This window comes from Kitasatospora sp. NPDC018058, assembly GCF_044327205.1.
GTDB lineage: Bacteria > Actinomycetota > Actinomycetes > Streptomycetales > Streptomycetaceae > Kitasatospora.
The window spans coordinates 148019-154076 of sequence record NZ_JBIRFA010000020.1; the positions used below are offsets into that span (position 1 = coordinate 148019).

Below are 6058 nucleotides of genomic sequence, written 5' to 3' on the forward strand. Positions count from 1 at the left end.
AGATCGGCTCCCGGCGCACCGTCTCACCCGTCTCCGGCCCGCCCGCCAAAGGCCCAGCTCCGGGCCGTGAGACGGGACCGGCCGTCTCAGAACATTCGGAGACACTCGAATGATCGCCGTCAAATATCGGAGAGTTGACCCTGCCCAAACCGATCAGAGCAAGTACGGGGAGAAGGCTCATGGGCCGCCAGCACGCGTCCGACATCACGTCTCTGTCCCCTGCCGACAGACTCGCCAAGGAGCTCCAGTCGCTGAAGTCCGCATCGGGCCTGACCTACGCCCGCATCAGTGAACGCACCCACTACGCGAAGTCCTCGTGGGAGCGCTGGGTGAACGGCAAGCAGTTCCCGCCGCGCGACGCGGTGGAGAGCATCGCCTCGGTCTGCGAGGGCGATGCCGAGCAGCTGCTCGCGCTGTGGCACCTCGCCAGCACCTGCCGGGTCACCGTCGGCGCGCCCGGCGCCCTGCCGGACGGGCCGTCCGACCACCGGCCGCCCGAGTGCCCGCACCACCGGCAGGCCGTCATCCTGCGGCGCCTGGTCCTGCTCGGGCTGGGTCTCGCGGCGGGCGCGGGGCTGGCCGCCGCCGGCCGACGGCCGCTGCGGCACAGCGTCTGATCTGCTGAGGCCCGGGCACCGCGCGAAGGGGAGCGCGGTGCCCGGGCCGGTTCGTGGTTACGCGACGCCGTCCTGCCACCACCAGAAGCCCGAGCCGTAGTCGCCGTGCTCGATCCGGCTGTCCACGTGCTGCCAGGAGACGGTGTAGGTCTCCAGGCCGGAGAAGCCGCAGGTCTCGGCGATCCGGTAGACCGCGAGGGTGGACAGTCCGGAGACCGCGATGTCGGCGGCGACGCCGTAGGTGTGCATGGAGTTCGACGCCCCGCCGACCCGGGCGTTGTACGACGTGCTGCGGAAGCCGGAGTTGACGCTGATCGCGCGGTCGCCCGCCTTCTTCCGCAGCGCCTCCAGCTTGTACATGGTGCGGCGGACGTTCTCCTGCACCGCACCGGAGCCGACGTTGCCACCGCCGAAGCCGGAGCCGTCGTGGCTGGTGAACTCCGACCAGGCGAAGTGGGCGGTCGAACCGTCGGACTTCTCCAGCGCGTCGAGCACACCGAAGGTCTGCGGCCCGGCCACACCGTCGGCGCTGAGCCCGTACGCGGCCTGGAACCGGCGCACCGCGGCGGCGGTGCCAGGCCCGAAGGAGCCGTCCACGGCCACGTAGGTCTGCGAGGCGGAGTCCGCCGCCCAGCCCGCGACGCGGATCTGGAGCTCGGCGACATCCGAGCCGGACGAACCCTGGCTGAGCATGCCGGACCAGCCGTAGGCCGCCGCGGGCCGGGCGAACCCGACGTCGGCGACCACGGCGAGCCCGGCGGCGGCCACGGCGCCGGTGCCGTAGCGCAGCAGTGAGCGGCGGTCGAGGGAGGAGCTGTTCATTTCTCGTGTTCCTTCGAGGAGTCGGCCGTCAGGGCGTCGCGCCTTGGGGGGCGCTCAGGGCTTGGTGCCCGTCCGGTCAGCCGAGCAACCGGCTCCACGCGGTGGTGTCGGCGATCACCGGCCCGGTCGCGGCGCGCGCCACCCCGGCGGACAGCCGGACCCGAACGGGGCGGCGGCGCCGACGGCCGGGGCACCGGCCAGGAAGGTGCGACGACCGGGGTTCAGCGGGTTCTGGGCTCATGCGGGGGTACCTGCTGCTTTCTCCTCGATCCGGCACCGGTCCGCCCTGGACGGACCACTCGCCCGCCACGCTAGGAGCCCACCGACCCGCCCCACCACGCATCCCCGTCCCTCCCCCGTCCCGGGACACCCCGGACGCCGGGGGCCGCCGGACCCGGGCCGGCGGGTGGGTCAGCCACGGGCTCAGGAGCGCCGCCACCACCGTCTCGGGCGCTTCGGGGCCTCGGGCGTGGACTCGGCCCCGGCTTCGGCGTCCGCGAGGTCGAGGGCGCGGCGGGCCGCTTCCGCCGCCTCCGGGTCGTCGTACTCCCGCGACAGCACCTCCATCCGACCCGTCACGCGGTCCACCCGTACGGTGTCCAGCCCGAAGCCCTCCAACTCCTCGATCGCCTCGGCGTGCTGGACGGTGTTCAGCGCCATCATGGCCACCCTGGGGTCGTCGTCGCCGAGCTTCACCTCCTCGGCGAGCAGGGTCCGCATCAGCCGGTCCGCGGACTGCGACGGCAGCTCCTCGTCGACGGCGATGTGCACCAGCAGGTGCTCCTGCCCGGTCTCCAGCCAGCGGGCCCGCGACACCCAGGCCTTCCGCACCTCCGGGAACTCCCGCATCCGGCGCGTCAGCGCGTCCCGCAGGGCCACCGCCACCGGGTGGGTCGACCAGCTGAGCTTGAGCTGCTCCCCGCCCTGGGACTTCCGGCCCCGCTCGCCCGCGGTCCGGATCAGCAGCGCCGCCGGCACCCGGGCCCACCCCCGCGTGGACTGGAGCACCAGGCCCCCGACCCCGCTCTCCTCGACGATGTCCAGCAGCCGCAGCACGTCGCAGTGCACCGCCCCCGCCGCCTCCGGCAGGTGCCCGGCGCAACAGGCCTCGCTGATGTATCCGGGCAGGTCGGGGGTGCCGTCCTCGGCGCGGAAGAACAGGACCGAGCCGTCCTCCCGGATCGGCACGTGGATCCCGTGGTCGACCAGTGCGCCGAGCACCCGCTCGGGGTCGGTCGTGGCGGCTCCGCCGTCGAGGAGGTCGGCGAGCGCCGTGTTGATCATCATGTCCGGGGAGGATAGGGGACCGCCCCGGGCGCCTGAAAGGGCTTGTCCGCGGGCCCGCCCCCGCGTCCTGCCCGGCCTGCCCGGCCCGAGCCCGAACGCGCAGATGCCACACGGAACATGACCCGCAGGCAGTGCCATTGAGCCGAGGGCGAGCAGGGCGTACGGCTAGGGCTTCAGGGCGACACCGGCGTAGAAGGAGACCTGGGCGTCCGTGACGGTGGCGGGGAGGAGGCCGGTCGGGTCGTCGGTCTCGTCCGGGTGCCAGCGGTGGGCGGGGACGATGCCGGGGTCGAGGAGGTCGAGGTCCTCGAAGAAGGTCGCGAACTCGGCCTTGGGGCGCAGCCGCAGGGAGGTGCCGGCCTGGTTGTAGATCTCCTCGACCTTGGTGGCACCGGGCGGGTCGAGTTCGGCGGTGGCGTGGGAGAGGACCAGCGCGGAGCCCGCCGGCAGCGGGTCCAGTAGGTGCTTGACGATGGCGTGGGCGTCGGACAGGTCGGGGACGAAGTGGAGCAGGGCCACCATCGAGAGGACCACGGGCCGGTCCAGGTCGAGGGTCCGCGCCACCTCGGAGGTGGCCAGGATCGAGGCCGGGTCGCGGACGTCGCCGTGGACGTAGGCGGTACGGCCCTGGGGGGTGCTGGTCATCAGGGCGCGGGAGTGGGCCAGGACGACGGGGTCGTTGTCGGCGTAGACCACGCGGGCGCCCGGCTCCACGCTCTGGGCGACCTCGTGGAGGTTCGGCGAGGTGGGGATGCCGGTGCCGATGTCCAGCCACTGGCGCAGGCCGCGTCGGGCCAGGGCCCGGGTGGCGCGGTGCATGAAGGTGCGGTTGGCCTGGACGGCGATGCGCATGGTGGGGAAGACGGTCAGCACTCGTTCGGCGGCTTCGCGGTCGACGGCGAAGTTGTCCTTGCCGCCGAGGAAGTAGTCGTACATCCGGGCGCTGTGCGGGATGTCCTGGCGTATGTGCGGGGCGACCGGTTCGCCGGACATCCCCGGCTCGCCGGCCGTCATCCAGGTCTCGTCCGCGCTCATCCGCTGCCCCCTCATCTGTGATCACGTCAGGCCCGCGCAGTCTAGCCAACTCACGGGTACAGCATGGCAAGTCCGGTCGGGCTGCGGTCAGCATGCGGCCGGCTCTCGACAAAAGCGGTCGTAGTAGGCTGAGCGGGATAGATGATCTTCAGGAGACGACATGCCCGCCGCCAAGCCCAGACTCCTGCTCGTCACCGACCTGGCCTACCAGGCCCGGGGCCGCCGGTACTGCGACGAGGACATCCGGCTCTCCGCTCGCCTGCGCGAGGACTTCGACGTCGCACTGTGCCACCCGCTCGACGCCGTCGCGCTGATGGACGCCTTCGACGTGGTCCTCGTCCGCAACAGCGGCCCGGTGCTCAACTACCGCACCGAGTACGAGGCCTTCCGCAGCGCCGCGCTCGAACGCGGCACCCGCGTCTACACCCAGCTGACCGGGCGCGCCGACATGGCCGGCAAGCAGTACCTGCTCGACCTGAGCGCCGCCGGGTACCCGGTCATCCCCACCGTCGACCGGGCCGAGGACCTCGCCCGCCTGCCCGTCGTCCCCGAGTACGTCGTCAAGCCGAAGCTCGGCGCCGACTCGATCGGTCTGCGGATCGTCCCCCGCGACCGGCTCGACACCGTGACGTACGACGGTGTCCTGGTCCAGCCGCTGATCCGCTTCGCCTACGAGGTCTCCTTCTACTTCGTCGACGACGCCTTCCAGTACGCCCTGCACGCCCCCGACCCCGAGCAGCGCTGGCGCCTCGAACGGTACGAGCCCACCGCCGCCGACCTGGAGTTCGCCCAGCGCTTCATCGCGTGGAACACCGTCGAGCACGGCATCCAGCGGGTGGACGCCTGCCGCACCCCCGAGGGCGAGCTCCTCCTCGTCGAGTTGGAGGACCTCAACCCCTACCTCTCCCTCGACCTGGTCGACGAGGCCGTTCACGAGGCGTTCGTCGGCGCCCTCAAAGCCTCCCTGCTCAGGCTGACGGGGACCCGGCCCTGACCTGCCGGGCGACCTCGGTCAGCACCGCGCCCAGCGGCAGGCCGACCCTGGCCTCGGCCAGGTCGTCCCCACGGGTCGCGCCCTGGTTGACGATCACCACGGGCGTGCCCGCCCGGGCGGCGTGGCGGACGAAGCGCAGTCCGGACATGACCGTGAGCGAGGAGCCGAGGACCACCAACGCCTGGGCGGCGTCGACGAGTTCGTAGCAGCGCTGGACCCGGGGCTTGGGCACGGTCTCGCCGAAGAAGACCACGTCCGGCTTGAGTACTCCCCCGCAGGCCGTACAGGGGGCGACCCTGAAGCCGTCCACCAGCGCCTGCGGCAGTTCGGCGTCCCCGTCGGGGTTGACCCGGGCCGACCCCGCCCGGAAGCCGGCGTTCAGCGCCTCCAGCCGCCGGTCCAGCTCCTCGCGCGAGCTGCCGCGCCGACACCCCAGGCAGACCACCCGGTGCAGCCCGCCGTGCAGCTCCACCGCCGTCCGCGTACCGGCGGCGCGGTGCAGGCCGTCCACGTTCTGGGTGATCACGGCCGACACATGGCCCGAGCGCCGCAGCTGCTCCACCGCACGGTGCCCGGCGTTCGGCTCGGCCCGCGCGATCGTGCGCCAGCCGACGTGGCTGCGCGCCCAGTACCGGCGCCGGGCCGCCTCGCCACCGGTGAACTCCTGGTACGTCATCGGCGATCCGCGCCGCCGGCTGCCGGTCTCGCCCCGGTAGTCGGGGATGCCCGACTCCGTCGACAGCCCCGCACCGCTGAGCACCACGACACCGCGCCCGGCCAGCAGCCGCACCAGCGCCTCCAGGCCGACCGCATCGGCCGCCGTACCGCCGAGAGTCCTCGCGGGCACACCCATGCCCTCCAGCGTAGGACCCACGGCCGAACCGGCGCGAGGACGGTCCCGCCACAGGCCGCGGCTGCCGGAAGACCCGTCGGAAGAAGTCGACATGTCAGGGATTCCCGACACGTGGTGGAGCCATGGCGGACGTCGATGTCTTCGGCGCGTCGGCCGACCCCGTGGATCCCTCCGGCGCCCGCGCGACGAGGAGCCGGCTGTACCCGACGTGTCGGGTACAGCCGGCTGTTCATCACGGGGCGTTCACGCCGTACGGGTGCGGGCGGTCAGAGATGCTGTGCCACGAACGTGGCCACCTGCGTGCCGAGTCGTTGACCGGCACTGTTGTCGAGGGAGGTGTGCTGGCCGGACCAGGTCCGGCTGAGCCAGGCTTCGGTGGCGGCGTCCTGGAAGCCGGCGAAGGTGCGGCTGACGCCCTTCGAGGTCACCGTGAACCGGTGCTGTGCACCG

At 72.5% G+C, this 6058-nt stretch carries 6 protein-coding genes and 1 pseudogene; 2 read left to right on the forward strand and 5 right to left on the reverse strand.

What is annotated here, in order from left to right; translation table 11 throughout:
- The first annotated feature begins 179 nt into the window (after positions 1–179).
- Entirely contained in the window at positions 180–617 is a 438-nt protein-coding gene (locus ACH4E7_RS27350; protein WP_396251700.1) for a helix-turn-helix domain-containing protein, read from the forward strand.
- Positions 618–674: 57 nt separating this feature from the next.
- Here the strand turns inward: ACH4E7_RS27350 and ACH4E7_RS27355 are convergent, their stop codons facing one another.
- From ACH4E7_RS27355 to ACH4E7_RS27365, 3 genes are all read right to left on the reverse strand, one after another.
- Entirely contained in the window at positions 675–1439 is a 765-nt protein-coding gene (locus ACH4E7_RS27355; RefSeq protein ID WP_396251701.1) for a D-Ala-D-Ala carboxypeptidase family metallohydrolase, read from the reverse strand.
- A gap of 423 nt (positions 1440–1862) precedes the next feature.
- Positions 1863–2726, reverse strand: a complete 864-nt coding sequence (locus ACH4E7_RS27360) for a hypothetical protein (RefSeq protein WP_396251702.1) — start codon at positions 2724–2726, stop codon at positions 1863–1865.
- A 165-nt stretch (positions 2727–2891) separates the two neighbouring features.
- A complete protein-coding gene (locus tag ACH4E7_RS27365; protein WP_396251703.1) occupies positions 2892–3761 on the reverse strand; it encodes an SAM-dependent methyltransferase in 870 nt (289 codons plus the stop codon).
- A 160-nt stretch (positions 3762–3921) separates the two neighbouring features.
- On the opposite strand from ACH4E7_RS27365, the gene ACH4E7_RS27370 reads away from it, so the two are divergent.
- The gene (locus tag ACH4E7_RS27370) at positions 3922–4755 is read left to right on the forward strand and encodes a hypothetical protein (RefSeq protein WP_396251704.1); all 834 of its coding nucleotides are present in this window, start codon (positions 3922–3924) and stop codon (positions 4753–4755) included.
- On the opposite strand, the gene ACH4E7_RS27375 is transcribed toward ACH4E7_RS27370, so the two are convergent.
- Positions 4730–5608: an NAD-dependent protein deacetylase gene (locus ACH4E7_RS27375; RefSeq protein WP_396251705.1), complete on the reverse strand. Its 879-nt coding sequence runs from the start codon at positions 5606–5608 to the stop codon at positions 4730–4732. The genes ACH4E7_RS27370 and ACH4E7_RS27375 overlap by 26 nt on opposite strands.
- A gap of 266 nt (positions 5609–5874) precedes the next feature.
- Positions 5875–6058, reverse strand: a pseudogene (locus ACH4E7_RS27380) (haloperoxidase); the annotation flags it as partial.

What these genes read in the sequence shown, in the direction of transcription:
- ACH4E7_RS27350 (WP_396251700.1), top strand. Translation starts at nt 180, where the DNA reads ATGGGCCGCCAGCACGCGTCCGACATCACGTCTCTGTCCCCTGCCGAC.
- ACH4E7_RS27355 (WP_396251701.1), bottom strand. Translation starts at nt 1,439, where the DNA reads ATGAACAGCTCCTCCCTCGACCGCCGCTCACTGCTGCGCTACGGCACC.
- ACH4E7_RS27360 (WP_396251702.1), bottom strand. Translation starts at nt 2,726, where the DNA reads ATGATGATCAACACGGCGCTCGCCGACCTCCTCGACGGCGGAGCCGCC.
- ACH4E7_RS27365 (WP_396251703.1), bottom strand. Translation starts at nt 3,761, where the DNA reads ATGAGCGCGGACGAGACCTGGATGACGGCCGGCGAGCCGGGGATGTCC.
- ACH4E7_RS27370 (WP_396251704.1), top strand. Translation starts at nt 3,922, where the DNA reads ATGCCCGCCGCCAAGCCCAGACTCCTGCTCGTCACCGACCTGGCCTAC.
- ACH4E7_RS27375 (WP_396251705.1), bottom strand. Translation starts at nt 5,608, where the DNA reads ATGGGTGTGCCCGCGAGGACTCTCGGCGGTACGGCGGCCGATGCGGTC.